We start from the raw sequence: 25,149 nt of genomic DNA, 5'->3' as shown, positions 1-25,149 counted from the left end.
CTTACCCAATAATATTCGGTAACTGGCCGAATAGCGTACGCATATAGTCCAGCATGAGATTTAACATCCAGGGGCCGGCGATCACCAGGGTGACGAATACGGTTAGAATTTTAGGGATAAACGACAGTGTCATTTCGTTTATCTGCGTCGCCGCTTGCAAGAGGCTAATGAGCAGCCCGCTGAGCAGAGCCGCTATTAAGGGAGGAGCAGCCAGCGCCAGTGCTACTTTCATTGCTTCATAGCCAAGCGCCATCACCGATTCTGGTGTCATCGTCGCATTCCTCTATCCGTCTAACTGTAAAAACTTTGGGCTAAGGAACCGAGTAGCAGCTGCCAGCCGTCTACTAATACGAAAAGCATGAGTTTAAACGGCAAAGAAATCGTTGCCGGAGGAACCATCATCATACCGAGTGCCATTAATACGCTGGCCACAACGAGATCGATAATCAGGAAAGGAATAAATACGGTAAAACCAATTTGGAAAGCGGTTTTCAGTTCGCTTGTCACAAAGGCAGGGAGAAGTACACGCATTGGTACTGCCTCAGGCCCCTGAATCTCTGGAATTTGTGCCAATCTGGTAAACAGCGCCAGATCGGTTTCACGGGTTTGCCGCAACATAAATTCACGCACCGGTTCCGCGCCACGCTCGATGGCGACCTCCATGCTGATTTGATCCTGGCTGAAGGGAAGGTAGGCTTCTTCATAAACACGGTTTAATACGGGTGACATGACAAAGAACGTCAGAAAAAGCGTCAATCCTAACAATACCTGATTCGGTGGCGCAGTGGGTGTACCAAGTGCGTTACGTAACAAACTCAGCACAATGATGATCCGGGTGAAACTGGTCATCATTAACAGAGCGGCAGGAAGAAACGTTAGTGACGTGAGTAAGACCAGCGTCTGAACTGACAACGTCCAGCTCTGCCCACCGTTGGGTAGCGGTTGAGTAACAATTCCAGGAAGCTGTGCCCATACCGATGGTGCCATAAATAATAGACCGATGGCTAAACCATAGCGCAGCGTGCGAAATACCGCAGTGATACGAAGATAATTAGGCAAGGCACTCATTCCGATTTTTCCGGACGCTTTAACACTTTCTTTAACAGTTGGTTAAAATCTACCGGCTTAGCATCGCCAGCAGATGAACTGTCGTTGATTGGTTGTGCTGGGAGGGTATGCAGGGGCGAAATTTGCTGAGCAGTAACACCTAACACCAGCCAGGTATTATCAACTTCAACAATAACCACACGTTCGCGTTGCCCAATTGGACAACTGGATACCACTTTTAGCAATTTGTTTTGCTTGGCCTGGGGGGTAAGGCCAAGTTTACGGGCTAGCCAGGCAACCAGCAGAATAAATAATAAAATGCCAGCAAGCACACTACCTACCTGCGTCAGTAACATGCTGCCAGTAAGTGGTGGCTCAGTAACAAGTGTCGACTGCTGACTTGTTACTGGCGTCGGGGGAGATACCGAAGCTGTTGCCATTAACGACTCAGGCGGCGCATACGTTCGGATGGTGTGATGATATCTGTAATACGAACACCGTATTTGTCAGATACAACGACGACTTCGCCCTGGGCGATCAGGTAGCCATTGATCAGAATATCCAACGGCTCTCCTGCTAAACCATCCAGTGCGACAACAGAGCCTTGGGTCAGGCGCAGAAGCTCTTTTATCGTCATTTTAGTTCTACCGAGCTCAACGGTAAGTTTGACAGGGATATCCAATATAAGATCGATATCCTGTAAGGCACCCAGCGGGTCGTGACCGTCTAGCGATTTAAAAATGCCTTCTGTTGTTGCGGCCGGTTTTTCTGCAGCCTGCTGCTCGTTAAATGCATCAGCCCACAGATCGTCCACTGATTCCTTATCGTCGGACGGTTTCTTGGTGTCACTCATGGGGCTGTTCCTCGTTATCCAGAGAATTCAATATAGGGTTAATCAACTGTTCAACACGTAGAGCATATTGCCCGTTCAAGGTGCCATATTGGCTGGTGAGCACAGGCACGCCGTCAACATGGGCAATGATTTTATCAGGTTTGTCGATTGGTAACACATCGCCAGGTTGTAACTTCAGAATCTTGGACAGTCTCAATGGAATATCAACAAAGCTTGCAACTAGTTCCAATTCTGAATGCTGAACCTGCTTGGCCAATGTGTCTCGCCAGCTCTGATCTTCCTGACGCGAGTTTTCTAATGGCGGGTTCGCGAGCAGTTCTCGTAGCGGCTCTATCATAGAAAAAGGAATACAGATATTAAATTCACCCGTTAGTGAACCGATTTCAACATGAAACGGTGTCGTCACGACGATATCATTCGGCGATGTGGTGATATTGGTAAACTTAACCTGCATTTCTGAACGCACGTATTCGATGTCAAGTTTGTAAATCGCATTCCAAGCTTCACCATAGGCTTCCAGAGCCAGTCGTAACATGCGCTTAACCACGCGCTGCTCAGTATGGGTAAATTCACGTCCTTCAACTTTCGTCGGGAAGCGTCCATCACCACCGAAAAGGTTATCTACGGCGATAAACACCAGACTTGGTGAAAAGACGAATAACGCGGTACCACGTAGCGGTTTTAAGTGAATCAAATTCAGGTTTGTCGGTACGGGAAGGTTCCTGGCAAACTCATGGTAAGGCTGTATCTTGATTCCACCTACGGTGATATCAGGGCTACGGCGTAACAGGTTAAACAACCCCATACGGAATTGACGCGCAAAGCGTTCATTAATAATTTCTAATGCCTGTAAACGCTCGCGAATAACACGCCGTTGCGTATTCGGATCGTAGGGTTTGACGCCACCATCCGTTTTTGACGATGCATTCGCGACAGCGTCGCTATCGCCGCTGTCGCCATTTAATAATGCATCAATTTCTGCTTGTGAAAGAATGCTATCGCCCATAATGGTTACCGCAATATAAAGGCCGTGAACAGAACATCAGTAACGACCTGGTTAGGTTGACCAGGAACTAATGGTGGGCTTAGCACTTGCTTAATTTGCTCTATCAGTTGCTGTTTACCTTGCTCGTTAGCGAGTGCAATCGCATCCTGACGAGAAAGCAATAATAGCAGTCTACTGCGAACCTCTGGCAGATAACTCGTAAACCGTGTGCGGGTTGCTTCATCTGGTAAGCGCAGAGTGAATCCAACATACAGAACACGGTCAGGATCATTATCTGCATTGACGAGATTAACCGTAAAGGTATCCAGTGGCATGAAAACAGGCTCTGGCGGTGGCGGTGCTTCCTGCTCAGCCGTTGCCGAGTTTTTCTGATTTAATAGCCACCAGGCAGCACCCGCAGCGCCAGTTGCAGCGAGAGCAACGATAATCAGTAGTATCATCCAGACAGACCGTTTACGTCCTGGTCGAACTTGCATATCAGACATAGCCAAAGATAGTTCCCGTTACTTATCGATATTTATCGTCGGATGAAACCAACAATAAAAAATGCGTAATGTCGATGATTATCCTGCCTATCGCTATGTTCAATACAGAGAATAGGCAGGGAAAATCGTGCTAACTTATTCGTTTACTTCAGGTTCAGGCAAAAATATCAACGCCGTTGACCGATGATGCCATTGTTCTTAACTGTTCTGGTGCGTTTAATAATTCACTTGTGCTGTCTGCTGAATGACCAAATTGCTGCTGGTAAGACGAGCCATGGTTATCGCCGTTATTATTACTCGCCATTTGCTGCTGCCAGGCAGAGGAGTCACTGCCTACACTGCTCTGACCAAGGTTAATTCCACTTTCTGCCATCGCATTACGTAGGTGTGGCAGCGCAGCTTCCAGCGCTGAGCGTACCTGGCTGCTTGCTGAAGCCAGATGAATTTGCGCATGGTTATCATCGATTTTTAGACTGATATGAAGAGCACCCAGTTCCTGTGGGTTCAAACGTAGCTCTGCGGTCTGCTGACCATTACGACTAAACATAACGATCTGCTGGCCTAATGCATCCTGCCATTGTGGTGACCCAAACGGCGCATTCAACTGCGTGCTTGTTGCCTGAGGGGCTGGGGCGGTGCTTCCCACAGCAGCAGGCTGAATGTGCATAGCCTGCGCGACTTGCGGAATTTGAGACGCGCTGTTGTTGACGGTAGAAAATGACTCCGGTGTGTTACGATCGCCTGACAAGGAATTGGGTGTTATTAGGGCAAATTTTGCAGCTTCATCAGTAGACTCGGTCGCTGTTGATGAGAATTGTTTAGTTGCATGATGAAGATCGCGTGATATACCCGCATCTTTATACGATGTTGCCGATGTATCAAGCAGTTTTGCTAGCGCACCTTTGGCATTTTCACCCGTATTGTTGCCTACGGTTGCGGGGGACTCATTCTGGCGTTTTGCGTCAATGAACTCTGGAATAGCTAAATCTGCATTTACGGCAGTCTCTGCGATACTGTCAGCGTTAGGTAGCGTAGCAGATGGTGTTGTTTGCAACATGGCAAGCAGCGCTTGCATAGCGATGGCGTCATCTGTCGTGCTGGCGTTATCTTTTTTATCCTGATTTTTAAACTTTACCAGTTCTGCAATTTCTGGGTTTTGCTTAGCCCCAGCGAGTGAACTGAAAGAAGAGAGTAGGGCATTTAAATCGTCACGACTAATGGAAGCATTATCTTTCCCTAAAGCATTGAGCAGGGCTTCTTCGTCGACTTTATCGAGCGTTTTCTTATCCGATGTATTGGCTACTTGTGATATGCGTTTGCTCAACAGATCAACAAAATCTTTTGGCAGCTCCCCCTGTGACAGCAGAGAAGCAGAAGAACTGCTTGTATCGCTGGCAGTGGTCGCTATAGGTAATGCGGACAGACTCATGATTCTGTTTTCCTCTGTGAGGCCCGTTGGGCAAATTCATCCATTTGTTTTTGTTCTATTTTATTTTCTTTGGCAAGTTGCCTTGTCGCTTCACGATCTTGCAGTTTCTCAAAAGCATTCAATCTCTGCTGTTTCTCTTGCCAGGTCTTCATTGCTAAATCTAAGCGTGATGTCCATTGCGAGAGTTGTTGTCGGTGTTGCTCTATCGCACTGTCCAACGTTTGGATGAACTGCTGATAATTTTGCCAACTATTATTCGCCATACCCGCAGACATCGTCGAATTCAATTTTTGACGGTAGTCATCCTGATAGTTTAACAGCATATTGAGCTGCTGCTCCGCCTGTTGATGTGCCTGACGCACCTGCCCCAACTGGCCCGCTGCTTTCTCAACGTCTTTCTGCGCCAGTTCGCGTAGTGTAACCAGCGGTGACTGGGTTTTCATCTGCTCTCCTACTCGTTACGAGGGAAAATAGTGTGCAACGCCTGGCAGGATTCTTCATAGTTGCTTTGTTCAAACATACCCTGCTGCAAGAAGGCTTCCAGATGTGGATAAAGCCGAATTGCTTTGTCGAGCATAGGGTCACTGCCTGCGGCGTAGGCTCCAACACTGACTAAATCACGGTTACGTTGGTAGCTGGATAATAACTGCTTAAACTGCCTTACAGAAGCATAATGGCCTTCGTCGATCAGCGCGGTCATTACACGGCTAATCGAAGCTTCAATATCAATTGCCGGATAATGGCCAGACTCAGCCAATTGACGGGACAACACAATGTGTCCGTCCAGAATAGCACGAGCGGAGTCAGCGATGGGATCCTGCTGATCGTCGCCTTCTGTCAGAACAGTATAAAAGGCGGTGACTGAACCACCTCCATGAATACCATTACCTGCGCGTTCTACCAGCGCGGGTAATTTGGCGAAGACAGAAGGAGGATAACCCTTGGTTGCCGGCGGTTCGCCAATGGCTAAAGCAATTTCACGCTGTGCCATGGCATAACGCGTAAGGGAATCCATGATGAGCAGTACGTGAAACCCGCGATCGCGAAAATCTTCAGCAATGCGCGTCGCATAGGCGGCACCTTGCATCCTTAATAATGGAGAAACATCTGCCGGTGCGGCAATAACGACCGAGCGCGCTCGTCCTTCCGTGCCTAGGATATTCTCAATAAAATCTTTTACTTCTCGGCCACGTTCACCGATAAGGCCGACCACGATGACGTCAGCTTGAGTATAGCGTGCCATCATCCCCAGCAGCACACTTTTACCTACGCCGGAACCAGCAAACAGTCCCATTCGCTGCCCACGACCTACGGTAAGCAGGGCATTAATAGCTCTAACACCTACGTCCAGAACACTCTCGATCGGTGTTCTCTGTAATGGATTGAACGGCGGCGTAATCAGTGGTGCGCGATAGCCTGTATCTGGCGCCGGTAAACCATCAAGCGGTTTTGCACTGCCATCCAGCACTCGTCCCAGTAATTCAGGACCTAACGGTAATTGTTTTCCCTGACTGCTGCTGTCCTGACCAACGCGCGCGTAAACGCGCGCTCCCGGGGTAATACCTTCAACTTCCTCCAACGGCATGAGGAAAAGTTTTTGCCCATTGAAACCGACAACTTCGCTTTCGATTTCTTCAACCTGAGAACCATTCTGCCGTTCGATGAGGCAGGTGGCACCCAGTGGCATATGTAAGCCTGTCGCTTCCAAAACCAAGCCTACAGCCCGGGTTAAGCGGCCGTAACGACGCACCGACGGTGTGTCCTCAATACGCTTCTCAAATGAATCGAGAGAAGAAAGCCAGCGTCCGAGGCGTGAAGTCATCATAAATCTCCCGGTGCGGCTAAACGACAAAGCTCATGCCAGCGGGTTGCCAGACTGGCATCCAGATCGCCTTCTTCTGCACTGACTTTACAGCCGCCAGGGTGCAGTTGACTGTCAGCCAGCAATCTCCAGCCATGAAGGCTGAGTGTCGGGCCTAAATATTGTTCAACACGTTCCAAATCTGAAGGATGAACACGCAACTGCGTTTTACCAGAAAACATGGGTTCTTGCTGGATCAACTGCTGTATCTCAGCGAGCAGCGCGTTGCCGTCGCATACAGGAGGTTGCCCCAGAATTTGCTTAGCGGCGGTTAATGCCAACTGCATCAGACGAGCGGGGATCACACTGTCGAGTGTATCCAACGACTGTTGAAATTCAGTCACCATCTGTTGCATCTGTTCGATGATCGGCTGCTGCTGCTGTAAGGCATTTTGCAAGCCTTGCTGTTGCCCTTTGGCTAAACCTTCCTGATAGCCCGCGTCATAACCTTGTTGATGCCCTTGCGCAAAGCCTGTTTCTCGTGCTTGCTGCATCGTGCTTTCACGCAAAGATGCCAGTTCGTCCTCCGCGGCTGAAAGGGCGTTTTCTTCAGTGAAACGCTCCATGTCAGGCACTTCAGGCTCATCATTTACCTGATAGGTTGGCAGGACAGGCTTCGAAACGGGTTCGGCCAAGTCGTTAAGCTTCCAAGGCTGCCAGGCCAGGTTCTTGGGGGCACTAGACATAAGCATCCTCACCGCCACCGATAATCATCTCGCCGCTGTCTGCCAGTCGACGAACGATAAGCAGGATGGCTTTCTGCTCGTTTTCGACCTGCGACATACGTACCGGGCCGCGAGTCGCGAGGTCGTCGCGAAGAATTTCTGCCGCACGTTGGGACATATTGCGCAGGAATTTCTCGCGTAGCGGTTCTTCGGCACCTTTCAATGCCAACAGCAAGGACTCGGACTCGACTTCTTGCAGAAGTCGCTGGATGCTGCGGTCGTCCACGTCGACCAGATTTTCGAACAGGAACATTTCGTCGATGATTTTCTGCGCCAGTTCACCATCGAATTCACGCACAGCATCGATAACTGCTTCTTCCTGCTGCGTTTTCATCAGGTTGATAATCTCGGCCGCAGTACGAACACCACCCATCTTGCTGCGTTTGATGTTTTGACCGTCCAGTAATCCATTCAGAACGTCTGTCAGTTCTGCCAGCGCCGAAGGCTGAACGCCACCGAAGGTCGCAATACGCAGCATGACATCATGACGAAGACGTTCGTCAAACAACGCCAAAATATCAGCAGCCTGAGCACGCTTCAGATGCACCAAAATGGTAGCAATGATCTGTGGATGCTCGTCGCGAATAAGATCTGCGGCAATTTGCGGCTCCATAAAGTTGAGTGTTTCCATACCGCTGGAGGTTTCGCGACTTTCCAGAATATCTTCCAGCAGGCTGGATGCGCGTTCTTCACCCAGTGCTTTGACAAGTACTGAGCGCAGGTAGTCGCTGGCATTTACGCTGAGCGCGGCATATTGCTCTGAGTCCGCCTCAAATTCTCTTAGGATTTCGAGCAACTGCTGTTGTGAGACCTGCTTCAGGTTCGCCATTGCCGAACTGAGATGCTGTACTTCTTTGGTTGAAAGATGCGTAAAGACTTCCGCGGCGCGGTCTTCACCAATGGTCATCAATAAGATGGCGCTTTTTTCTGTTCCTGTCAGGTTCATAGTTCAGTACTCATCCATTGACGAATTACCAGAGCGACAACGCGTGGATCGTTCTCTGCCATTTCACGTATGCGGTTACTTTGCATTTCTGCATTGACACGTTGCTGCGATTTCCGTTGCTGTTCAACTTCCGAGCTGCTCAAGTTGACCATAACATCGTCATCTGCACCTTTAGACAAGGCAGCCGCTGCCAGCGCCGCTTCTTGCTGCTGGGCTTTTCTCTGCAATTGCGGACGAACCAGCTTACGCCACAGAATCCAGGCAACGATCAGAACCAGTAGCCAACGGCCAGCTTCCATCAGGAGATCGAAGAATGCCTGTTTTTGCCAGAAGGGGAGTTCGCCAGCGCTGTCGGTGCTGTCCATAAATGGCGTATTCACGACATTCAATGTATCGCCGCGTTCAGCAGAAAAACCCATTGCTTCGCGTGCTACCGTCTCAATCTGTTTGATTTGTTCTTCTGTCAGGGCAACCGGTTTGCCATCCTCGCCAGAGGGCTGATAATTGACGATTACCGCTGCGGACAAACGCTTCACACCACCGGTGCTGTGCTTGGTATGTAAAATCGTCTTGTCGACTTCATAGTTGGTTGTGGCGTCATTGCGAATATTTGATGTTTGAACAACCGCATTGGTATTAGCGGCATTGGCTTGCGCACCTGCCGCATTGTTTTGATTCTGCTGGCCAGCCTGATTATTCGCATTGGCATTGTTTGGCTGCGTTGCGATAGGTGCCGTTGGGGCTGGAGCAGGCTGATTTGACAATGCACCAGGAACCCCACCTACGTTGGGGCCTCCTCTTTGTTCACTCTGGCTGGTTTGCTGAGAGCGAACGGCGGCTTTATCCGGCGGTTGGTTCGGTTGGTACTGTTCGTCAGTTTGTTCGCGAGCAGAGAAATCGATTTGTGCAGTGACTTGCGCATGTACGTTCCCCATACCAACCATAGGTGCAATGATGGATTCTATACGGCGCTGGTACATTGCCTCGACTTCGTTACTATACTTCAGTTGCGCGGCATTCAGATCGCGACCGCTGCCGCCCGCCTGAGTTAACAGACGACCTGTTTGATCGACGACAGTCACATTATCCGGTGGCAGGCCTGCAACGCTGCTGGAAACCACGTAAACGATAGAATTGATCTGCCCTTCATCTAACGCACGACCCGGTTGCAATGTCAGGGTGACAGAGGAAGAAGGGGATTTTTGTTCACGAACGAACAACGAAGGTTTCGGTATAGCAAGGTGAACTCGCGCGTTTTGAACGGGGCCGAGTGTTTCTATCGTTCTGGACAGTTCGCCTTCCAGCGCACGCTGGTAATTAATCTGTTCGCTAAATTGGCTGATGCCAAACTTTTCCTGATCGAGCAATTCAAAGCCAACTGCGCCGCCTTTTGGCAGCCCTAATTGGGCAAGTCTCAGTCGGGTTTCATAGACGTTTTCGGCGGGAATCATGATCGCGCCGCCGTTCTCGGCAAAACGGTAAGGGATATTCAGCTTTGTTAGTTCGCTGACAATTGCACCACCGTCTCGGTCATTTATATTGCTATAAAGAACACGATAATCTGGACCTTTAGCCCATAAAGTCAACGCAACGACAATGGCAATTGTCGCGGCTGCTGCCAGCAAGAGCGGAATCTTCGGATTGGCGCGTAACCGGTTGAGTATTTCGCCAAAGCTATTTTTACCGGTAGCAGCGCCGGTTAATGAGGCGTTCATACTCTATCTCTGCTTGGTTGTTGAACGATATACTTAACGTTGTGACGTGACAAAACAGAACTCCCTGATTGCGCAATCAATAAAAACATTTCGCCTACATTTATCGGCAGCCATTATTTTCCGTAAAAGAAAAATCGATGGGTCGATAAGGTGGCATTTTTCACGCTAATTACCCCATTTAGCCTAAGAGGGGTGTGGTAGGGTATCGCTGTCATAAATGTATATGAAAAAGCCTAATCAGCATGGCTTAGTGAGGTATTATGTCGGTTCAAGGTATTGATGGCGTTCTACAGCAAATGCAAGTCAAAGCTCTGCAAGCATCTGGTACGCCAATAGCCAGACCATCAATAGAACCTGGTTTTGCCAGTGAATTGAAAACTGCGATCGATAAGATCAGCGACACACAACAGACCGCTCGCACGCAGGCTGAGAAATTTACCCTTGGCGTGCCGGGCGTTGCATTGAATGATGTGATGGTGGATTTGCAGAAATCATCTATTTCAATGCAGATGGGCATTCAGGTACGTAATAAACTGGTATCTGCATATCAGGAAGTGATGAATATGTCTGTGTGATGCCGTTTTATGGCATTGCTATATCACTATTGATGTTTTATGGGTGATCCCACTGCTAATACTCAGGCAATGGGAACGCGCGTAGTTTTATCTATCCCTATATCCAGCCTGTTTGTCTGCTTACCGTCAAACTATTTGCTTTTCAAAGCATGGCGAATGTCTATATTCCTATGCTGCTAGCCTGAACATGTGGATCAAAAGCACGATGATTCGTTGATAAAAAAGTGCGCCCGTATCTGGCGGAGATAAGGGCGCATTGAGCTTTATAAAAAGTAGAGTAAATTTATGAGGTTGGCTCGCCTGGGGCAGGTTCGCCAGGTAGTATCCGCTGTCCTGCAAATTCACTATATGTCGAACTAATTGACTTTTGCTTCAGTGATTGTCCCATTAATGAACTTAACTCATCCATCCGCTTCTGCAAAAGTTGTTTTACTTTCGCTTCATTATCCATCACTTCCTGCAAAATTTGTCGTAGATGAAGACGCATCATACTGTCGATTTCATCAGGCATTGGCGTATTAACTAAGCCTTCAACGGACTGAACATAAACAATCTCTTGCTCAACCAACGTATCCCATTGGCCGTTGACGGCTAAATGAAGAATTTTTTGACTCAGAGACAAAAGTTGTTGGTAATCTTTTAGAAGCCGATGGGGGGAGGCCATTAACGTACTTCCTGCTCTGGTTTGTAATTAGGGCCGATTTGCCGCCAGGCATCGGCGATATTTTCCAATAATATTTCAACTTCTTCTATCGCTTTGGGATCGTTATGTAAATTGGCGATCAACAAGCGCTGAGACATGTAGTCGTACAGAGCAGACAGGTTTTCAACAAGCTCTCCGCCTGTTTCCATGTCCAACCCAGCTTTTAGTCCGTTATTAATAATGTTGATTGCTTTAGATAACGCTATGCCTTTGCCTGGTATGTCGCCTTGCTCCATGAGGATGCGTGCACGCACCATTGCACTGCGTGCACCATCAAACAGCATGACGATAAGCTGGTGTGGACTTGCGCTCATCACACTGCTTTCAAGGCCTACCTGAGCGTAGGCTTGGCTGCCTTTCATGTTGTACATCACATTACCTGCTTTTATTTATGGCTTAGAGGCTAGAGAACATGCTTGACAGGTTAGTAGCGGTGGTATTCATATCAGACATCGCTTTATCCAGCTCCGTAAATTGTTTCTGATAGCGAGCGATCGTTTCTTCAATGCTGTCACTAGTGCGCGTATATTGACTCTCCAGTGATTTTAACGTCTTGTTAATACTGTCTTCTTTCGTCTTTATTGCACCGTCTGTTGTGTTAAGAACATCTTTCAGGTAAGTGCGAGTCTGTGTGGCAAAACCGGTTTTATCATCATCGCCAACAAAAAAGGTTTGTACTTTTCCCGGCTCTTCTTTAAGCACCTTTTCGAGCTTGGTATTGTCTATTTCAAGCTTGCCAGTCTTAAAATTCTGAGTGATGCCTAAGTCGGCAAGGATGCTGAACTCACCGCTCTCCGCCTGCACACTGGTTAACTGCGCTTTTAGTTGATTCTGTATATTACGAACCGTCGAATCACCTAACAGTGCTCCATTGGTGCTGGATTGATCTTCTCCTGCTTCAACCGCGGTATATTTGGTTTGCGCAATAATGGTATCTTGCAATGCGTTGTAGGCGTCAACCCAGGCTGTGATAGTGTCTTTCATGCCGGTGATATCTTGGTCGATTGTCAGCGTTTCAGGCTTGTCGGTTTCCGTTTTCGCCTGTAACGTGAGTGTCACACCTTCGAATGCATCATCAATAGTGTTACTCTGTCGTTCGATCTCAATGCCGTTCGCTACGATAATCGCATTTTGCGCAGCGACTTTTTCTGTCGTTGTGCCCAGAATGTTACTGCTGTCTGTTAATGTAATTTCACCTTTAGTACCGCTGTCTCTGGCCGTAAGCATCAGATAAAATTCGTTGTCTTTCGCCTTAACTACGCTTGCGGTAACACCACCATTTTCTTTATTAATTGCATCACGGACGTCATTCAGGGTGGTTTCGCCGCCTTTTACGTCAACCGTGAGTGTTTTGCCGTTTGCCTGAGTGATAGTGAGCGTGGTATCTGTTGTACTTAACGCTTCTGTTGCACTGGTTTTTGCTTCGGAGGTAATAGAATGCGCCTGCGCTAATTGTTGTACTTCAATGCTATAGCTTCCTGCAACGGCTTTACTATTGGTTGTGGCGGTAAAAGCTTTATTGGTGCTGGATATTTTTGTATTCGTGATGCCGTCAATGCTACCTGTTACAATGCCAAAAGATTCTGACTTCGCCAACGCATTGTTAGCGGTATTGAGTTTGTCGAGAGCGCTTTTCAATGCGCTGACGCCGCTAAGCTGCGCTTTATAGCTGCTTTGTTGCGTTGTAATTGGTGTTAAACGCTGATTTTCTGCGGTTCTTAACTGCGTTAACAATGAATTCAAATCCAGGCCGGAGCCTACACCGAGAGAAGAAATGCTTGCCATGTTTGAATCCTTTTATTCAGAGTTCAGTGGTCTACACGACAGTTATCGGCAGAATAGAAAATAAGTTTAGCATTTAAAGAGCAGAACATCTTTAACTAGTGAACGCCCAACTGTACCAGTGCTGGCGCGAGTGTCTTTCTCGAAGTAAAAAATACATTTGGGGTAAAAAAAAATTAAAGATCCTGGAAAGCGTTCCGATAAATGTTAGCGACGGGGATGAACCCGTGGGTCTAACCCGAAACTGACACTTACCTGATTAAGGAATCGCTATTATGGCAGTAATCAACACTAACACGATGTCTCTGGTTACCCAGAACAACCTGAACAAATCTCAGTCTTCTTTGGGCACCGCTATCGAGCGTTTGTCTTCTGGTCTGCGTATCAACAGCGCTAAAGATGATGCTGCCGGTCAGGCGATTGCTAACCGTATGACTGCACAGGTAAAAGGTCTGACTCAGGCTGCGCGTAATGCTAACGACGGTATCTCCCTGACGCAAACTGCTGAAGGCAACCTGAACGAAATCAATAACAACCTGCAACGTATCCGTGAACTGGCGGTGCAGGCGGCGAATGATACCAACACCTCTACTGACCGCGGTTCAATCGCCACGGAAATGCAGCAGCGTCTGGACGAAATCAACCGTGTGGCAACCTCTGCTTCTTTCAACGGTACTAAATTGCTGGACGGTTCTGCAAGTGGCGGTATCAACATTCAGGTCGGTGCCAACACCGGTGATACCGAAGTGATTACCATTGATTCCGGTGCGTTGGTTGATGCAACCACTGGCGCAGGTCTGGCAAGCGGTGTGGCAACGGCTGTTACTGCTTTGAGCAGTGGAACCGCAGATGGAATCGGTGGTAGCGGTGGTTTGGCTCAGACTATTGTTGATGCTGTGGATACTGCGCTGAAATCTGTCGATACTGCACGTAGTAACCTGGGTGCGATTCAAAACCGCTTTGAATCTACCATCACCAACCTGAATAACACTGTCAACAACCTGTCTTCTGCACGTAGCCGTATTGAAGATGCAGATTATGCGACGGAAGTATCGAATATGAGCCGAGCGCAAATTTTGCAACAGGCTGGTACGTCAGTGCTGTCTCAGGCCAACCAGGTTCCGCAGACTGTGCTGTCTCTGCTGCGTTAATGCCAAATTTTCTGGCTTTCTTTCCCAAAACCCGGCTCTGCCGGGTTTTTTTTATCCTACAAGTTAGTCCATAGTTTGTCGTTTTATTGGACGGTTAAGACGGTGTTTTTTTAGTAAAGTAATCCTATTTCGTTGTGCGCTCCTTCCTTAGTTAAGGTTTCTGAATTATGCCATGCGTTTTTATCAGTACTCATCAACTCGCCGATTATCAGGATGAGGCTTTTGCCACTGCGGATTTGATTGGGGGGTTCCTCGATCTCGGTTGGCGCGTTGAGGTGTTTTGTCATCGCTATGATGGCGTAATGAAAACATGGATAGAACGACAGTATGGCGATAGTGATTTACTAATTACTGACGATCCCGACTACGTGTTTGCCAGTGAATACGATCTGCTCTGGTTACAGTACTCTGTGATCACTAATAGCCTGCTTGCTCGTATGCTGAACGGCGGAATGACGACACGCCTTATGTTCGACCATATGGCGCTGCAAAATAGAGAAAGTTCTCCCGCTGATGTGCGTTTAGAAAACCGATTGGCTGACACTGTTTTAATTAGTGTCCCACGCTTGAAACAATATCTGCTTGAAGCAGGTATTGAATCGCAAAAAATAGGTGTTTTCCCTCAGCCGTTATCTGATAGCTTCTATGGTTCCACTGAGCGGTCATTGCCTTCGCTAAAAAAACTGCTGATTGTGACCGATAACTCAACGTCAGGGTTACAGGCTTTACCCGCCAGACTAGCTGAATTGTCCATTTCCTGCGATCTTGTCAGCAAAAGGGAGTGGCTACAGCAGCCAACAGCCTGGACTGATTATGATGTGGCCATCGCCTCAGGACGTATTGCTCAATATATACTGTGCGCAGGTATGCCTGTTTATTTGCATGTCGATGGCAAATTTCAAGGGTATGTGAATTCTGACATCACTGAGAATAACGTATTTCGTGAAGAAACAACGGCGAAAATATTATCGATCGATGAATTGGTCGCGGAAATTACGAATGATTATTCTGTAGCCTCTCGCTATGTGAAGTATCGCGCTTCTTTCTATCAACAACACTGGCGCTGTTCAACCGCGTTAAATACGTTATTGGAAACGTTGCCTGAACCGTTGCTGAAGACAATTAACGATCAAGAATTACAGCGTTGGGCATTACACAACCAGACGCTATTGGATAAGACTAAGCCGCCATATTCGGTTGCCGAGTGGTTGGATGAGCGTAGCCTTACACCTGCGCGTAGTACACTATTACAGGCTTACATTCATAACACACCAGAGCTAGGTAATATTGCTATTGCAGTGCTGGATATTGAGGATAATACCGACAGCCACGCTGTTGCTGCATCGCTTACCAGCATTCGTGAACAAATTTTTATGCCCTGTGAGTGTTATGTTATCTCCCGTCGTGCACAAGATTGTGACGATGATGATGTGGTATGGCTGACAGAGAATAGCTTCAGGTTTGAAGCGTTCAATCAGGTTGTCAGGCAATCAATGGCCTCTTTTTTACTTGTCTTGATGGCAGGTGATAGATTATTACCACAGACGCTATTATTGCTTGCTGAATATCGTTTGCGCTTTCCTGCTGCACGTGCTTTTTATTTTGATGAGACTGAACCCACCGCCGGTGAAGCGAAAAATCCTATACTAAAACCAGCATGTAATATTGATATGCTGCGCAGCTATCCTTATATAGGACGTAATTTAGCTTTTGATGTAGCGGCGTTATATCAATTAGGTGAAATAGCTGCTGATTATCGACATTTTGGTCTGCTTGATTGTATTTACCGATTTATTGAGCAAGAAGGTCCCCAATCCGTCGCACACATTCCCGAGGTGCTGGTGTATACACAGCAGGCACTGTCCGATTGGTCGGCCAGTGAGTCGACTAGCTGCTATTATCCTCAGGTACTGGCTCTCCATCTGGCTCGATGTCATGTGAACGCAGAGGTTAATACTGGGGACAAAGCCGGCTTGTGGCGCGTGGATTATCGGCATGATACCCAACCGCTCGTTTCCATCATTATTCCTACCAGAGATCATCTGGTTTTAATTAGCCGCTGTATTGAAACGTTGATGGAAAATACGCGCTATCCTCGCTACGAATTATTGATTGTCGATCATCAGTCCACTGAGCCAGGGGCAAGACAATATTTATCGCAGCTCTCAAAGATGGGACTTTCTCAGATTAGGGTGTTGACGTGGGAAGGGGCGTTTAATTTCTCTGCGATCAATAACTTTGCTGCTGAAAGAGCGCGTGGCGATGTCCTGCTGTTTTTAAATAATGATACCGAAATTATGGATGGCGAATGGCTCGACGCGATGTTACAGCATGTGCTGCGACCTGAGGTGGGGATAGTTGGTGCGAAACTTGAGTATCAGGATGGGAGAATTCAGCACGGCGGAATGGTGCTAGGCCTGAATGATAGTGCGGGTATTGTATTTCAGGGATATGCCGCAGATGTTTCCGGTTATATGAATCGGCTATTAGTAACACACAATGTCAGTGCGGTGAGCGCCTCCTGTATGATGATGCGTCGTGAAGTGTTCATGTCGCTGGGGGGGTTTGACGCCGAAAATTTTCCTACCTATTTTGGTGACGTCGATTTGGGCCTGAAGGCGGGCCAGCAAGGTTATCTTGTCGTATGGACACCTGAAGCGCGCGTTGTGCACTTAGGTGGCGCATCCCGCCTGCTGCAACAGCATTTCCATTTTTCACCGTTACCGCAGATCAGGGACGCCGAAGCGCTTTATGAGCATTGGCTGCCGCAGTTAGCGGATGACCCCAGTTATCATCCCTCTTATGGAAAGCATGCGCCTGGTTTTTCTCTGACGCCGAAAATGGCGCGTTGTCAGCTACCCTTGCCCGGGCGGCCATTGCCGGTCGTATTAGCGAATCATGTTGATTGGCACGGCTGCGGCCACTATCGGGTGATGTTCCCATTTCAGGCGTTATCGCGTGAAATGCATATTGAAGGGGGCATAACGCATGGCATGGCCGATCTGGTTGATGTGATTCATCAGGCGCCGGATGTGATTATTGCGCAGTTGTCCTATGGACCTCAGATGGCTGAGGTTACCCAGCGTTATCATCGCTATACTGATGCGAAGGTAGTCGCCGAATTTGATGATTATGTACTAAATATTCCTATTAACAGTGGGAATCGTAAAAACTTCTCGCAGGAACGTATAAAAAATTTCCGTCGGGCGATAGAGTCTGTTGACTGGTTGGTGGTTTCTACCCCGGCCCTTGCCGAGGCCTATTCCCGTTATCATCATGATATTCGTGTCGCCTATAACCGGTTGCCTACTGATTGGTGGGGTAATTTGAGCAGTTTACGTCGGCAAGGGAAAAAGCCACGTGTAGGTTGGGCTGGTGGTAGCAGCCACAAAGGTGATCTGGCTATCCTGCGTTCTGTTGTTAAGGCACTGGAACATGAAGTTGAATGGGTCTTTATGGGCATGAAGCCGGAAGGGGTAAAATGTGAGTTTCATGCAGGCGTCCCTATTGAATATTACCCGCAAAAAACGGCCAGCCTAAACCTTGATTTGGCGTTGGTGCCGTTGGAGTATAATCAGTTTAATGAATGCAAGAGTAACTTGCGTTTATTGGAATTAGGGGCGTGTGGTATTCCGGTTATTTGTACCGATATTGAACCTTATCGCTGTGGGTTACCTGTTACGCGAGTTGGCAACCGCTTTAAAGATTGGATGGATGCGATCTGTGTGCATTTGGCGGATAGGGACGCGACGGAAAAAATGGGCGACCAGTTACGCGATGCTGTATATCAGCATTGGATGTTGGAAGGTGATGGATTAGACGACTGGCGAAAAGCTTGGTTGCCGGAATAAATATATACTTTTGAGGTAAATTATGATTGGGAATAAAAAGGTTGGAGTAGGGATAGCAACTTACAATCGACCAGAGGGATTACTAAAATTATATAACAGTTTACCTTTCGATATTATTGATGAAATCATCATTGTTAATGATGGTGAGTATCAGTCTGCATTCGACGATATCCCTCATCTGGTCGTTAATAACGAGGTTAATCTGGGAGTTGGCAAGTCGAAAAATATTGCATTGAAGTATCTTTTATCGAAAAAATGTGAACACTTTTTTCTTCTGGAAGATGATATCTATATAAAGAACCCATCTGTTTTTGAGCGTTACATCTATGTTTCAAAAATCACGGGCATTCAACATCTTAATTCAGCCAGCATGGGAATGGCAATAAAGATGAAGATAAAAAACCCAGGGTTAATTTGACGGCGACGTATAAAGAATTTGAACTTCCGCTATATGGTTTTTGTGTCGGTGCTTTCTCTTATTATACCAAGCGTTGCTTGGATAAAATTGGTTTAATGGATGAAGGATATTATAACGCAATGGAGCATGTTGACCACACTGTTTCTGCTTTTAAAGCCGGAATGCATCCACCATTTGGCTATTTCCCCGACATTCCTAACTCTTGGGAGTATATAGGAGAAGAGCAGTGGAGTGAGGCTCAGTCAACGATATGTTGCAATGATTCTTATAATGAAATAAGGAATATTGCTTTTGAGTATTTTAAGGAGAAGCATGGCTGTTTCCCGATTGATTTTATGGAAAAAGAACCAAATAAAGTCATAGATTTATTGAAGGTAATAAAAAATAAATATTCATTAAATTATTCCTTTTTTAAAAGATAAATATTTTTTGAGGTTTGTGAGAAAAGATTGATTTTTATTAGGACGGTTTTTTCTCATGGATGAGGTTTAACTATATGTTCTTTATAAGAAGAGTAATGTATATTTTCAGGCGTTTTTTGGTAGTGTTATGTATTCGAATATGATTAAACCAGTCAGTCTGCAACGAACGGGGATCGATTTTACTCAAGCCTCCTGAATAACATCTTCCTAAAGTGGTTTTTTGTTGCTCGCTGAAAATATCTTATATAAATATGCCTATCAACATATTTTTGATCTGTTGCCTTATTATCTTTCCCCTTAAATATGGCAGAGTATGTGGATAGCTATTCGTGACTCAGTATCTACAGTTATTTTCAATTAAAATTAATCTTTTATAAAATGTGACTTGGAATCGGATTCAACTGATCCGGGTTATTCCCTCAAGTGCCAACCTGTAATTCCCACATCGCTGATAATAGTCGAGTGCTTCTGCCGTCATGCCAAAGCATTCGAGTATAACGCCTATATTATAGTTCGCTTTATAAGTGCTCACACCTTTTTTACGGCCGGGTCCCATTTTTGTGCATAACTGGAATGTATTGATAGCATTCTGGAAATCAGCGTTATTCATGAGTATTAACGCTTTTAAAAAGACAAAGTCAGTAGAGGTAAAGTAATTTTCGTATTGTAAAATGTCCAATGCTTTTTCATATTGCGCAGTATTAATCAAACAATAACCATAGCATTCAATCAACACTTCGTTGTACTCCTCGTGCAAATCTTTTTGCAAGCGTAGGGATGTTTCAAAACTTCGCGCCGCGCGCTCGTAATCTTCTCCTAAATAGTGGCTTTTTCCTAATTGGTAGTGCAGATATGCATCATCATTGTTTTTGTCGATGGCATTCTGGAGTAATGCAATGTTGCGCGCGATCTTGTTTTTATTTTCTATGATTTCTTTTGTATAACCGCTGTGCGTGAATGATAGTGGGGTATCAAAACGTCCATCAGGAACTTTTCCCGTATTTTTCCTGCAAATCTGTTCATGGATAATACCGAAAAACGCATAATATTTTTTGTTGAATAATCGACTTATACGCTCTTGTACTAAATCTGTTTCTCCTGAATTGTCATCATTGATAATGCTGGCGATCTCTACGGTTCCGACCTGTGTTGGATTAGCGTTAATGAGTTCTGAAAGTAATGTGATATCAAAATTATTAATCACTTCATCGGCGTCAATAACGAGAATCCAGTCGTGTTTTGCGAATTGTAGAGAATAGTTTCTTGCGGCGGAAAAATCTGATATCCATTCAAAATCATAAACGTTGTCTGTAAAGTGACGGGCGATACTTTTTGTGTTATCGGTTGAGCCGGTATCGACAATAACGATATCTTCAAAATATTTCACAATCTCTTTCAATGTGTTGCCTAAGTGCAAGGCCTCGTCTTTCACGATCATGCAAACTGATATCATTGTACACCATATTTTAAAACTTAAGTATTAACAAGATAATATATCAAATCTCTGGGGTCATCAATCTGAAATCAACATGTTATTTATTATCATGAGTAATTTTACCGAAATGATCAACATTATTATGCATCATCTAAATATAGACATATGACGTACATTTCTCTCTGATGTTTCTTTTAGCCTTTAAAAAGATTACGGTTTAATATTAATGTCATGGCAATCATTGCTATAGAGGTGATGGTGAACGTTATAAAAATGATAATGTCAGTAAATTCAGTACAAAGCCTAATGAACGTATACATGTCTATGAAATAACAGGAGATCTGGGGGTTATCATTATTGAAATGGGGCATTGCAGCGTTGCTATCTGGAATATGTTGCCCATCCTAACATGATTACTGCCGCCGTTACCTCTTATTAGTATGTTGACTGATACTGTGGCGAGTGCTAATAAGGGTTTCCGGTGCGGGAATGTGATCACAGTAGACAAGGATTCTCCGCACCTAAAAACATCCTTCCTCCTATTAGGCGTCTACGCTAGAATCGATCCCTCCTAAAGAGATAGACATCACAAACTTGGCTTCACATTGCAGCCTATGTACCTGCCATTTGTGTTTCTCAGCACAGACTCTTTACCAAATTCTGCCATACATAGCAGGAATAACCCTTCTTTTTTGACGCTATTCAGACGATTGGCTACCCTACCTAAAAGCATAATAGTGTCGATAACATTATCATCGTAGGTATTTGTCACTGTGAGCGATTTGTATACCGCCGAAGGCACAATGGATAAAAATTCCCTTTGGAAGCGCTATGTTCCACTAGTGCGCCATGAAGCCTTGCGTTTACAGGTTCGTCTCCCCGCGAGTGTTGAGCTTGACGACCTGCTACAGGCTGGTGGTATTGGTTTGCTCAGCGCAGTCGAGCGCTATGATTCGTTGCAAGGTACGGCTTTTACTACTTATGCCGTTCAACGAATTCGCGGTTCTATGTTGGATGAATTACGCAGTCGTGATTGGGCACCACGCAGTGTACGGCGTAATGCGCGGGAAGTGGCACAAGCAATGCAACAGGCTGAACAACAGCTCGGTCGTACTCCAACGGAGCAAGAGGTTGCGCAGGCACTGAATATCACGCTTGAGGATTATCGTCAGATATTGCTGGATACGAACAACAGTCAGCTTTTTTCTTACGATGAATGGCGTGAAGAACATGGCGACAGCGCAGAGGCTCTACTGGAAGGCAATGAAGATGCTAACCCGTTGCATCAATTGATGGAAGGCAATTTACGTCATCGTGTAATGGACGCGATTGAAAGCCTGCCAGAGCGTGAGAAACTGGTATTGACGCTTTACTATCAGGAAGAGTTGAACCTGAAAGAGATCGGTGCCGTTCTTGAGGTCGGGGAGTCGAGAGTCAGTCAGTTGCATAGCCAGGCGATAAAGCGCCTGCGCGTGAAATTAATGAGCGATGTTTAATTGCGCTGCGTAGGAATACGTTATTAAATATATCTTCAGTCTCTGAAGCACAGGATCATGACAATGTTTGAATATTGAGGGGCGTTTTGCATCAGTATTTAAGTGATTAATTCTACCTGTTTTTAGCACTCCAGTTTTTCTGGCGTAATGAAGGTGCTACTGCTTCACATTGAAGTTATCTATTGTCATGGAATGGATTCATGCACTCATCAATTCGGAAGAAACAGCTGCTGAGTCGTTATCTGAAAGACTTTAAACACAGACAGACCAACTGTTCCCAGTGTGATAAAGAGCTCGACCGCGTTTCACTGGTATTTCGCAATCAGCTTATCAATAAAAAATCGATTGGCAGCATCGACAGGCTTATCGATGACGAAATATGGGCCAGTCTGCAACAGGAGTTAATCCCACTTTGCCGCTTTTGTAGCGAAATATTATGCAATACGACGGCTAGCTATTTCGATATTAAAGCTTTCACACAGTATCTGATCGAGCAGACTGAAGTCCGCCATAGCACGATGCGCGAGTACGTCATTCGCTTACGGCGGTTGGACGAACTGCTGGCTGCCAATAATTATCCCACAGAAACCTTTTCCCGTCACCGCGATGGGGTACAGCAGCGCGTGTGTGATTACCTTCCCGATATTGAGCAAAATATTTACCGTAGTGCCTTACGAAAATACGATCAATATCTGGACTGGCAACGACATTTCTGACGCACATAATGCGTCATTCTCAGGCTGGCATTGCCAAACCACGGGATACTGACTATACGTAAATGTTATGACAGTGTAAAAAACGCTTGCATTGCAGGGGCAAATTATTGCACTGTCATACTACTGAAATCATTCGGCACTAATTTTTAGGCAATAGTTAGCAGTAGTTCTACGATGCGATCAATCATTATTCAGTGGAATAGTTGTTGTCACCAGTGAGGAACGCGAATGGTAATGTCCTTTTCTGGACTTTGTAGTCGATCTCAAGATTCTACGCTGTTGACTCGCCGATGTGAGGGATATTCCACCCACTTATTTTCAACGCTGCACCATTCTCTTGTTACGCAAACTCTCCGTTTATTTTCTCTTTCTATCTATGAACGTGTTGTCCATTACTCACTCGGTTCGTGGATGAATCATGTGTATTTTCTGTCCGCTATTGGCTTAATAAGGAAGCCTAACCTCGTTAGTGAGTTAAACGTCACGCGCTGTAGACCAGTGCGGTAAGTGAAACAAACTGTAAGGTGCCACTATGGGAAGACAAAAAGCAGTGATCAAAGCTCGTCGTGAAGCAAAACGCGTTATTCGTCGTGAATCGCGTAGCCATCGTCAGCGTGAGGAAGAATCGGTCACTTCTCTGGTACAGATGGGCGGGATTGAAGCAATCGGAATGGCGCGTGAGAATCGCGATAACTCCGTTATTCAAGCCCGCACGGCTGCCCAGGAACATTACTTGTCTGCGATAGAAAACAAACAGTTGATTTTTGCCACAGGTGAAGCTGGCTGCGGTAAAACGTATCTGAGCGCTGCGAAAGCGGCGGAGGCACTAATCCATAAAGAGGTTGAGCGTATTATTGTTACGCGGCCAGTATTACAGGCCGACGAGGATCTTGGCTTTTTACCTGGAGATATTGCGGAGAAGTTTGCGCCTTATTTCCGCCCAGTTTACGACATACTTTCGCGTCGACTGGGGGCCTCTTTCATGCAGTATTGTTTGCGGCCGGAAATCGCCAAGGTTGAAATTGCGCCTTTTGCGTATATGCGTGGGCGAACTTTTGAAAATGCGGTTGTGATTCTGGATGAGGCGCAAAACGTGACGGTGAACCAAATGAAAATGTTCCTGACGCGTTTAGGCGAGAATGTCACGGTTATCGTCAATGGTGATGTGACGCAGTGCGACTTGCCTGTCGGGATGAAATCCGGCCTGCGCGACGCACTGGAACGCTTTGTTGAGGATGACATGATTGGCGTGGTCTCTTTTGGTAAAGAGGACTGTGTGCGATCGGCACTGTGCCAGCGTGCGCTCCATGCCTATGGCTAATGTCTGTGTGGTACGGCAATGAAAATTACTGTGCCATCACCATAAAAGAAAACGCCCCCGACGTGAGTCAGGGGCGTTTTCTTTTATATGGCGGTGAGGAAGGGATTCGAACCCTTGATACGTTTTCACGTATACACACTTTCCAGGCGTGCTCCTTCAGCCTCTCGGACACCTCACCGGGGGTTACCTACAAGGGGCAACGGGGCGCTACTATAGGGAGTCGCTTAGCTCCGGTCAAGCAGTATTTAGCGCGAACTGTGCGTCTGGCTAAGCATTGAACGGTAACGGATAGTCCGCGTAATAGTGTCGTTAACATATAGGTAAAATGGGTGGGGAATGGGCATAAAAAAACCACAGACCGTAATGGCCTGTGGTTTGGTTTGTCAGGAGAGAGGACGATTACGCCAGCAGCGTTTTGATGTAGCTGGTCAGTGCTTCGTCTTTGCTGTTAGCGAAGAAGTATTCCTGGAATTTAGGACCTGCAACGGCACCTTTAACCAGATCTTGATCGAGACCTTTCAGAATGGTGATCAGATCGTTGTAGGTGACTTCTTTGACGGCATCCAGAATTTTCTTGTTACGTTGTTGAGGAACAACGCGATCGCTCGGATAGCCTCTGCCGCCTTCTTCTTTGAACAGCTGGGTAAACAGGTTTTCCAGGTTCAGTTCAGCGCCCCAGCCAAAGCCTTTAGCGTAAGGAACAGATACAGCATTACCGTTGTTGATCTGAGAGAACAGGTAAGCATCAGATGGATCAACAACCAGACCGCAGATTACGCCAGGGAAGGAGTTACAAGCCAGCATCGCGCCCTGGCCTGTACCACAACCGGTCACAACGAAATCAGCCGCGCCGGAGTTCAGCAGGATTGCAGCCAGAATACCGTTCTGGATGTAGGTCAGCTGTGCAGCATCTTCAACGGCATATTGACCGTAGTTGTGTACCGTGTGGCCCAACGGTGCAACCGCTTTGGTCAGAGACTCGGCGATGATGGCGTTTTTGGCAGCCTGGCTGTTCTCGTTAATCAGTGCAATTTTCATGTTCGTTCCTTTTCTGTGACGGACAAATACATTTTTTAAAACTGTATTTCAATTTGATGTGTGCAGTATACCGTTTCAAAAATAAAGCGCAAATCGTGGAAGCAAAGAATGCGGCACAGCCCATAGATTCAGGAAAAACACGGTGAACGAAAAAGCGATAATAAAAGCATAACA

At 46.4% G+C, this 25,149-nt stretch carries 25 protein-coding genes and 1 tRNA gene; 8 read left to right on the top strand and 18 right to left on the bottom strand.

Annotated elements, in window-relative coordinates; all coding sequences use genetic code 11:
* Position 1: 1 nt before the first annotated feature.
* The 12 genes from fliQ to fliF all read right to left on the bottom strand — a co-directional run bounded on the left by fliQ (position 2) and on the right by fliF (position 10,067).
* A complete protein-coding gene (fliQ, locus tag ACKQAD_RS14450) occupies positions 2–271 on the bottom strand; it encodes a flagellar biosynthesis protein FliQ (RefSeq protein WP_409160794.1) in 270 nt (89 codons plus the stop codon).
* Between the two features lie 20 nt (positions 272–291).
* Positions 292–987, bottom strand: coding sequence for a flagellar type III secretion system pore protein FliP (gene fliP / locus ACKQAD_RS14445; RefSeq protein ID WP_409160826.1), 696 nt, complete (start codon positions 985–987; stop codon positions 292–294).
* Between the two features lie 77 nt (positions 988–1,064).
* Positions 1,065–1,487 (bottom strand): flagellar biosynthetic protein FliO, encoded by a 423-nt coding sequence (gene fliO, locus ACKQAD_RS14440; protein WP_409160793.1) that lies wholly within the window; start codon positions 1,485–1,487, stop codon positions 1,065–1,067.
* Entirely contained in the window at positions 1,487–1,900 is a 414-nt protein-coding gene (gene fliN, locus ACKQAD_RS14435) for a flagellar motor switch protein FliN (protein WP_010279616.1), read from the bottom strand. The genes fliO and fliN overlap by 1 nt, the downstream gene beginning before the upstream one ends.
* On the bottom strand, positions 1,893–2,906 hold the full coding sequence (gene fliM, locus ACKQAD_RS14430; protein ID WP_409160792.1) for a flagellar motor switch protein FliM: 1,014 nt from the start codon (positions 2,904–2,906) through the stop codon (positions 1,893–1,895). Before fliM ends, fliN begins: the two co-directional genes overlap by 8 nt.
* A gap of 5 nt (positions 2,907–2,911) precedes the next feature.
* Complete coding sequence (gene fliL / locus ACKQAD_RS14425) at positions 2,912–3,391, bottom strand: flagellar basal body-associated protein FliL (protein WP_409160791.1); 480 nt, start codon at positions 3,389–3,391, stop codon at positions 2,912–2,914.
* A gap of 154 nt (positions 3,392–3,545) precedes the next feature.
* Positions 3,546–4,820 carry a flagellar hook-length control protein FliK gene (locus ACKQAD_RS14420; RefSeq protein WP_409160790.1) on the bottom strand — a complete coding sequence of 425 codons (1,275 nt, stop codon included), beginning with the start codon at positions 4,818–4,820 and terminating at the stop codon, positions 3,546–3,548.
* Positions 4,817–5,263 (bottom strand): flagellar export protein FliJ, encoded by a 447-nt coding sequence (fliJ, locus tag ACKQAD_RS14415; RefSeq protein WP_409160789.1) that lies wholly within the window; start codon positions 5,261–5,263, stop codon positions 4,817–4,819. The genes ACKQAD_RS14420 and fliJ overlap by 4 nt, the downstream gene beginning before the upstream one ends.
* An 8-nt stretch (positions 5,264–5,271) precedes the next feature.
* Positions 5,272–6,642: a flagellar protein export ATPase FliI gene (fliI, locus tag ACKQAD_RS14410; RefSeq protein ID WP_409160825.1), complete on the bottom strand. Its 1,371-nt coding sequence runs from the start codon at positions 6,640–6,642 to the stop codon at positions 5,272–5,274.
* The gene (gene fliH, locus ACKQAD_RS14405; protein WP_409160788.1) at positions 6,642–7,367 is read right to left on the bottom strand and encodes a flagellar assembly protein FliH; all 726 of its coding nucleotides are present in this window, start codon (positions 7,365–7,367) and stop codon (positions 6,642–6,644) included. Before fliH ends, fliI begins: the two co-directional genes overlap by 1 nt.
* Positions 7,360–8,352 (bottom strand): flagellar motor switch protein FliG, encoded by a 993-nt coding sequence (gene fliG, locus ACKQAD_RS14400; protein ID WP_180777802.1) that lies wholly within the window; start codon positions 8,350–8,352, stop codon positions 7,360–7,362. The genes fliH and fliG overlap by 8 nt, the downstream gene beginning before the upstream one ends.
* Entirely contained in the window at positions 8,349–10,067 is a 1,719-nt protein-coding gene (gene fliF / locus ACKQAD_RS14395) for a flagellar basal-body MS-ring/collar protein FliF (protein ID WP_409160787.1), read from the bottom strand. Before fliF ends, fliG begins: the two co-directional genes overlap by 4 nt.
* A gap of 260 nt (positions 10,068–10,327) precedes the next feature.
* Here fliF and fliE point away from each other — a divergent pair, with 260 nt between their 5' ends.
* Complete coding sequence (fliE, locus tag ACKQAD_RS14390; RefSeq protein WP_409160786.1) at positions 10,328–10,642, top strand: flagellar hook-basal body complex protein FliE; 315 nt, start codon at positions 10,328–10,330, stop codon at positions 10,640–10,642.
* Positions 10,643–10,925: 283 nt separating this feature from the next.
* Here fliE and fliT read toward each other — a convergent pair whose 3' ends face one another.
* The 3 genes from fliT to fliD are packed head-to-tail and all read right to left on the bottom strand — an operon-like array spanning position 10,926 to position 13,130.
* A complete protein-coding gene (gene fliT / locus ACKQAD_RS14385) occupies positions 10,926–11,306 on the bottom strand; it encodes a flagella biosynthesis regulatory protein FliT (RefSeq protein WP_409160785.1) in 381 nt (126 codons plus the stop codon).
* Entirely contained in the window at positions 11,306–11,716 is a 411-nt protein-coding gene (gene fliS / locus ACKQAD_RS14380; RefSeq protein ID WP_409160784.1) for a flagellar export chaperone FliS, read from the bottom strand. The genes fliT and fliS overlap by 1 nt, the downstream gene beginning before the upstream one ends.
* 25 nt (positions 11,717–11,741) lie before the next feature.
* Complete coding sequence (fliD, locus tag ACKQAD_RS14375) at positions 11,742–13,130, bottom strand: flagellar filament capping protein FliD (RefSeq protein ID WP_409160783.1); 1,389 nt, start codon at positions 13,128–13,130, stop codon at positions 11,742–11,744.
* A gap of 272 nt (positions 13,131–13,402) precedes the next feature.
* Here fliD and ACKQAD_RS14370 point away from each other — a divergent pair, with 272 nt between their 5' ends.
* The 4 genes from ACKQAD_RS14370 (at position 13,403) to ACKQAD_RS14355 (ending at position 18,969) form a co-directional block, all read left to right on the top strand.
* A complete protein-coding gene (locus ACKQAD_RS14370; protein ID WP_409160782.1) occupies positions 13,403–14,278 on the top strand; it encodes a flagellin N-terminal helical domain-containing protein in 876 nt (291 codons plus the stop codon).
* A gap of 167 nt (positions 14,279–14,445) precedes the next feature.
* Positions 14,446–18,129, top strand: coding sequence for a glycosyltransferase (locus ACKQAD_RS14365; RefSeq protein ID WP_409160781.1), 3,684 nt, complete (start codon positions 14,446–14,448; stop codon positions 18,127–18,129).
* 22 nt (positions 18,130–18,151) lie between these two features.
* Positions 18,152–18,547, top strand: a complete 396-nt coding sequence (locus ACKQAD_RS14360; RefSeq protein WP_409160780.1) for a glycosyltransferase family 2 protein — start codon at positions 18,152–18,154, stop codon at positions 18,545–18,547.
* Positions 18,544–18,969, top strand: a complete 426-nt coding sequence (locus ACKQAD_RS14355; RefSeq protein WP_409160779.1) for a glycosyltransferase family 2 protein — start codon at positions 18,544–18,546, stop codon at positions 18,967–18,969. Before ACKQAD_RS14360 ends, ACKQAD_RS14355 begins: the two co-directional genes overlap by 4 nt.
* A 397-nt stretch (positions 18,970–19,366) precedes the next feature.
* Here ACKQAD_RS14355 and ACKQAD_RS14350 read toward each other — a convergent pair whose 3' ends face one another.
* On the bottom strand, positions 19,367–20,422 hold the full coding sequence (locus ACKQAD_RS14350) for a tetratricopeptide repeat-containing glycosyltransferase family 2 protein (RefSeq protein WP_409160778.1): 1,056 nt from the start codon (positions 20,420–20,422) through the stop codon (positions 19,367–19,369).
* 755 nt (positions 20,423–21,177) lie between these two features.
* Here ACKQAD_RS14350 and ACKQAD_RS14345 point away from each other — a divergent pair.
* From ACKQAD_RS14345 to phoH, 3 genes are all read left to right on the top strand, one after another.
* Positions 21,178–21,900, top strand: coding sequence for an RNA polymerase sigma factor FliA (locus tag ACKQAD_RS14345; RefSeq protein ID WP_409160777.1), 723 nt, complete (start codon positions 21,178–21,180; stop codon positions 21,898–21,900).
* A gap of 200 nt (positions 21,901–22,100) precedes the next feature.
* On the top strand, positions 22,101–22,616 hold the full coding sequence (gene fliZ / locus ACKQAD_RS14340) for a flagella biosynthesis regulatory protein FliZ (protein WP_409160776.1): 516 nt from the start codon (positions 22,101–22,103) through the stop codon (positions 22,614–22,616).
* Positions 22,617–23,148: 532 nt separating this feature from the next.
* Positions 23,149–23,937: a phosphate starvation-inducible protein PhoH gene (gene phoH / locus ACKQAD_RS14335; RefSeq protein WP_409160775.1), complete on the top strand. Its 789-nt coding sequence runs from the start codon at positions 23,149–23,151 to the stop codon at positions 23,935–23,937.
* 88 nt (positions 23,938–24,025) lie between these two features.
* Here phoH and ACKQAD_RS14330 read toward each other — a convergent pair.
* Together ACKQAD_RS14330 and ACKQAD_RS14325 are read right to left on the bottom strand one after the other, a co-directional pair.
* Positions 24,026–24,115: transfer RNA gene (locus ACKQAD_RS14330), tRNA-Ser, on the bottom strand.
* Positions 24,116–24,336: 221 nt separating this feature from the next.
* Positions 24,337–24,975 (bottom strand): RpiB/LacA/LacB family sugar-phosphate isomerase, encoded by a 639-nt coding sequence (locus ACKQAD_RS14325; protein ID WP_271877441.1) that lies wholly within the window; start codon positions 24,973–24,975, stop codon positions 24,337–24,339.
* Positions 24,976–25,149: the final 174 nt, after the last annotated feature.

Source organism: Pectobacterium artocarpous, assembly GCF_046159765.1.
In the GTDB taxonomy this organism is placed as follows: Bacteria; Pseudomonadota; Gammaproteobacteria; order Enterobacterales; family Enterobacteriaceae; genus Pectobacterium.
Note: the sequence above shows the minus strand (reverse complement) of the source record. Positions and strands in the feature narration are given on the sequence as shown.

What these genes read in the sequence shown, in the direction of transcription:
- fliQ (WP_409160794.1), bottom strand. Translation starts at nt 271, where the DNA reads ATGACACCAGAATCGGTGATGGCGCTTGGCTATGAAGCAATGAAAGTA.
- fliP (WP_409160826.1), bottom strand. Translation starts at nt 987, where the DNA reads ATGGCACCATCGGTATGGGCACAGCTTCCTGGAATTGTTACTCAACCG.
- fliO (WP_409160793.1), bottom strand. Translation starts at nt 1,487, where the DNA reads ATGGCAACAGCTTCGGTATCTCCCCCGACGCCAGTAACAAGTCAGCAG.
- fliN (WP_010279616.1), bottom strand. Translation starts at nt 1,900, where the DNA reads ATGAGTGACACCAAGAAACCGTCCGACGATAAGGAATCAGTGGACGAT.
- fliM (WP_409160792.1), bottom strand. Translation starts at nt 2,906, where the DNA reads ATGGGCGATAGCATTCTTTCACAAGCAGAAATTGATGCATTATTAAAT.
- fliL (WP_409160791.1), bottom strand. Translation starts at nt 3,391, where the DNA reads ATGTCTGATATGCAAGTTCGACCAGGACGTAAACGGTCTGTCTGGATG.
- ACKQAD_RS14420 (WP_409160790.1), bottom strand. Translation starts at nt 4,820, where the DNA reads ATGAGTCTGTCCGCATTACCTATAGCGACCACTGCCAGCGATACAAGC.
- fliJ (WP_409160789.1), bottom strand. Translation starts at nt 5,263, where the DNA reads ATGAAAACCCAGTCACCGCTGGTTACACTACGCGAACTGGCGCAGAAA.
- fliI (WP_409160825.1), bottom strand. Translation starts at nt 6,642, where the DNA reads ATGACTTCACGCCTCGGACGCTGGCTTTCTTCTCTCGATTCATTTGAG.
- fliH (WP_409160788.1), bottom strand. Translation starts at nt 7,367, where the DNA reads ATGTCTAGTGCCCCCAAGAACCTGGCCTGGCAGCCTTGGAAGCTTAAC.
- fliG (WP_180777802.1), bottom strand. Translation starts at nt 8,352, where the DNA reads ATGAACCTGACAGGAACAGAAAAAAGCGCCATCTTATTGATGACCATT.
- fliF (WP_409160787.1), bottom strand. Translation starts at nt 10,067, where the DNA reads ATGAACGCCTCATTAACCGGCGCTGCTACCGGTAAAAATAGCTTTGGC.
- fliE (WP_409160786.1), top strand. Translation starts at nt 10,328, where the DNA reads ATGTCGGTTCAAGGTATTGATGGCGTTCTACAGCAAATGCAAGTCAAA.
- fliT (WP_409160785.1), bottom strand. Translation starts at nt 11,306, where the DNA reads ATGGCCTCCCCCCATCGGCTTCTAAAAGATTACCAACAACTTTTGTCT.
- fliS (WP_409160784.1), bottom strand. Translation starts at nt 11,716, where the DNA reads ATGTACAACATGAAAGGCAGCCAAGCCTACGCTCAGGTAGGCCTTGAA.
- fliD (WP_409160783.1), bottom strand. Translation starts at nt 13,130, where the DNA reads ATGGCAAGCATTTCTTCTCTCGGTGTAGGCTCCGGCCTGGATTTGAAT.
- ACKQAD_RS14370 (WP_409160782.1), top strand. Translation starts at nt 13,403, where the DNA reads ATGGCAGTAATCAACACTAACACGATGTCTCTGGTTACCCAGAACAAC.
- ACKQAD_RS14365 (WP_409160781.1), top strand. Translation starts at nt 14,446, where the DNA reads ATGCCATGCGTTTTTATCAGTACTCATCAACTCGCCGATTATCAGGAT.
- ACKQAD_RS14360 (WP_409160780.1), top strand. Translation starts at nt 18,152, where the DNA reads ATGATTGGGAATAAAAAGGTTGGAGTAGGGATAGCAACTTACAATCGA.
- ACKQAD_RS14350 (WP_409160778.1), bottom strand. Translation starts at nt 20,422, where the DNA reads ATGATATCAGTTTGCATGATCGTGAAAGACGAGGCCTTGCACTTAGGC.
- fliZ (WP_409160776.1), top strand. Translation starts at nt 22,101, where the DNA reads ATGCACTCATCAATTCGGAAGAAACAGCTGCTGAGTCGTTATCTGAAA.
- phoH (WP_409160775.1), top strand. Translation starts at nt 23,149, where the DNA reads ATGGGAAGACAAAAAGCAGTGATCAAAGCTCGTCGTGAAGCAAAACGC.
- ACKQAD_RS14325 (WP_271877441.1), bottom strand. Translation starts at nt 24,975, where the DNA reads ATGAAAATTGCACTGATTAACGAGAACAGCCAGGCTGCCAAAAACGCC.